Consider the following 4,218-nt stretch of genomic DNA (forward strand, 5'->3'; position numbering starts at 1 on the left):
CCACTTTCTCCATAAGTATAAGCCTGACGGACTTTCTCGTCTGCCCCATACTCTGCGAGGACTTCTGTATTTTCACGATTGATATCGTTGATATACTCTGTCAGTGTATAACCTTTAGCATTTGAACCACCTTTTACCAGAGATGCAAGCTGCTCTTTCGGGCTGTTCCCATCTTCGGTACGCTGGTTCTCCGGGATCAGGACTTCATCGCCATAACAGTCTTCCCATTTATAGGTGTTATCAAGTTCGAATACCCGGTTGTTATCTCCATCGTACATGGCTGCCATCAGGACTGTTCCACCCTGTTTTACGACTGCCAGACGATTCTCTGCTGTGTATTCATAAGTAACCGGATCTGCACTGTTTGTCTTATCACATTCCTGGATCAGATTGCCATCTTTATCATAGCTGTAGGTTGTTCCCGGATCGCCCCAGATCTTTGCATTGGTGCGTTTGATGAGCTGGTTGGAATCGTTGTACTTGTAGTTATATTTTGCTTTGCTGACACCATCTTCGATCTTCTCATAAGAAGTCCGGTTTCCGATCTTGTCATACGTATAATTATGGACTGTCTTTTTACCGCCCTCTGCTTTTTCTGTACAGCGTGTCAGTTCCCAGTTGTCATCATACTCATAAGTACGTGTTGTCTGGATCTCTTTTTCCTGATGCTCACAGTCTGCTTTGTCTGTCTCTTTCTGTGTATCGCCCCAGTTGTACCAGTCTTCCCAGCTTGGCATCTTTCTTGTTCCTGCTTCCAGTTCTGTAGCTGTTTCTCCCACTACATATCCCTGATCATTGTACTTGTACTCATAAGTACTGATTACTTTTCCACATGAACCACAGGTGTTGACAATCTTTGTAATATGATCTTCTGCATCGTAAGACACTTCCGTCTTTGTTCCGTTGCTTCTAACGACTTCTGTCACACGGTTCAGCGCATCATGCTTGTAAGTGGTTACTTTTCTATTACGGTCTGTCAATTTTACCAGATTGTCATTTAAATCGTATTCATAGCTGACCTTTGTCCCATCCGGGTATACGATTGCCTGCAGATTATCTGCGTCATCATAAACGTAGCTGACATCCTTTTTCGAACCGCTTGTCACTTTGGTGATTCTTCCAAGTGCATCGTATTCGTAGCTGCTCTTGCCTGTCTGATCCTTCATGGATACCCGTTCCCCGGCACTGTTATATGCGTAGGTCACGTCCTTTTCGGATGTCTCGCCTTTTGCGTCCTGATAAGATTTCTCCAACAGGTCATTCAGTTTGTCGTAATCATACGTGGTTTTCTTGCCGCTTGCCTGTGTATGTCCGGTCAGTCTGCCTTTTTCATCATAGTCGAATTTCTCCGTTCTTCCTGCCGGATCTTTGATGGATGTCAGGTTGCCTTCTAAGTCATAAGTATAATTCGTTGTCTTATTTGCTGCATTGGTGAAGGTCACCAGGTTATCCATGTTGTCGTAACCATAAGTTGTTACACCGCCAAGGGCATCAGTTACTTTGGTCAGGTTGTCATTCTTGTCATATTCCAGATGGCTCTTTAATCCGGTCTTATCTGTAACAACCTGAATATTCCCATGTGCATCGTAATCAAATCCCGTTGTGAATCCACGCTTGTCTGTAATAGAAGTTACCCTGCTGTCCTTATCATAGGTATAGGATTCCTTCTGCCCCAGTGCATCGGTCTCTTCTGTTACACGGTTGTCTTTATCGTAGACTGTCTTTGCAACATAGCCCATCGGATCTGTTACAGATGTCACATTATAATTCTTATCATATCCATAGCTGGTCTTTCTTCCACCCGGTTTGGTGATCTCAGTAATATTTCCTGCCGGGTCGTAAGTGTAAGCAGTTATCTTACCAAGCGGATCAGCTGCAGAAGTCATCTGACCTGCCAGGTCATAACTGTAGGTATTGCTCCGTCCAAGCGGATCTGTCTCCTTCACCAGATTGCCATACTTATCATAAGAAAAGCTGGTTGTTCCATCCAGTGCATTGGTAGAAGACTTCATGTTATGGAGCTTATCGTAAGTATAAGTGGTGGTACTCTTTAAGCTGTCGCTTTCTTTTACCACGTTGTCCACTTTATCATAAGAGAAATTTTTAGTATAACCCAGTGGACTGGTCATACTCTTCAGACGTCCGGCTTTATCATAACTGTAGGTATACTCTCCGCCATTCGCCTGTGTCATCTTTGTGACATTGTCATTCAGGTCAACACTGTACTGTGTCTCATTTCCCTTTGCATCCGTTACAGAAATGACATTGCCATGCTTGTCGTAATCATATTTGGTAACTGCTCCCTTTGGAGAGATCTGTTCCGTCAGATTACTTAAGCTGTCATATTTGTATTCCGTAATAAGTCCCATCGGATCTTTTGATTTGGTAAGATTTCCAATGGCATCATAACGGTATTCATTTGTTTCTTTTAACGGAGAAGTCTCACCGATCTTGCGGTCCAGTTCATCATACTGGTAGGTTGTCGTATTTCCATTTCCGTCTGTCTGGGATACGAGATTGTCATTTTTATCGTAAGCATACTTGGTAACCGTACCGTTTTCATCGACAGATTCCGTCACATTATCATTTCCGTCATACTTAAAGGTGCTGGATGCTCCCAGTGGATTTGTCTGAGAAATAACCCGGTCTTTCTTATCGTAAGCGTATTTATATGTGGCTTCCTCTTCTTCTGTCATGGATAACTGGTTGCCGACTTTATCGTAGGTAAAGGTTGTTTTATGACCTTCCGCATCCGTTACCGCTGTAATGCGGTCCATAACATCATATTCATAAGATGTGGTACTTCCGTCTGCTTCAGTAAGTTTCAGGAGTCTGCCGTACTGATCGTACTTGTATGTTGCTGTCCTGCCAAGTTCATCGGTCTGTGTCAGTACATTTCCGGCACCATCATAAGTATAATCCATGCTGTTTCCACCATTGTCGGAGGAATGGATCAGGTTGCCTGCTCCGTCATACTGATAGGTAATTACGAGTCCCTGTGCATCCGTACATTTTACAAGCTGTCCGATGGCATCGTACTCCATCAGCACCTTGTCCCCTGTCGGCAGTATTATGGATGTGTTATTTCCCTCTTTATCATACACATAGCTGTACGCATTGCCGAGGGCATCCGTCATCTTTGTGCTGTTGCCCTGTGAATCGTATTCGTAAGTGGTCTTTCCTTTCAGGGCGTCCACCGTCTGTTCCAGATTGTCGGTGGAATCATATTTCATTGCTGTAATGTTGCCCTTTGCATCGCTTACCGATGTCATGTTTCCATTACCATCGTAAGTCATGGTACTGGTATTTCCATTTTCATCGGTAGAGGATACCAGATTTCCATTTAAGTCATACTTCATGGATACGGTATATCCAAGGGCATCTTTGGATGAAGTCAGATTTCCTGCCTTGTCGTAAGCATAAGTATCTGTTCTTCCCTCTTCATCGGTAGAAGATACCAGATTTCCTGCTTTATCATAAGTATATGTGGTAGTTCCACTTTCTGGGTTGGTTTCACTTAAGCGGTTTCCTGTATTATCGTAGGTATAAGTCCAGGTTCTTCCACTGTCATCTGATTTTGATACCAGATTGTCTGCCGCATCATAAGTATAAGTGGTAACTGCACCTAATTCATCTGTCTCTTTAGCGAGTCTTCCGCAGTTATCATATTCCTTGGAATGGCTGCTTCCATCTCCATAAGTAATCTTGGTTTCATTTCCTAATGCGTCATATTCATATTTGGTTATATTACCAACTGCATCTTTGGACTGAAGCACCTGTCCAAGAGAATCAAACTTGGATACGGTTGCATTTCCATTTCCGTCGGTATATTTTTTCAGATTTCCTGCTTTGTCATATTCATAGAGCTTTGTTCCAAAATCTTTATTACTCTCTTCTATGACACGTCCCATGCTGTCATACTTATAAGTAATTGTATTTCCTTTTGCATCGGTTGCTTTGACCTGCTGATAATTCTTATCATAAACGTAGCTGATCTGATTTCCTTTCGGATCTGTACCACTGGTCATGTTGTACATCTTATCGTAAGTATAAGTGGTGGTATTCCCCAGTGCGTCAGTACTTGCTGTAATATTTCCCACGCCATCCAGTGTATAAGCGGTCACACCGCCATCGGCTGCTGTCTTAGAAGTCAGATTACCATTCGCATCGTAACTGTTCGAGGTTACATTTCCAAGTGGATCTGTCATGGTAACTGCA

1 pseudogene is annotated in these 4,218 nt (G+C 43.1%); it reads right to left on the reverse strand.

The window, feature by feature from the left end:
- Window positions 1-4,218: pseudogene (locus WMO25_RS15500) on the reverse strand (DUF6531 domain-containing protein); the annotation flags it as partial.

The organism is Coprococcus intestinihominis, from assembly GCF_040096555.1.
GTDB lineage: Bacteria > Bacillota > Clostridia > Lachnospirales > Lachnospiraceae > Coprococcus_A > Coprococcus_A intestinihominis.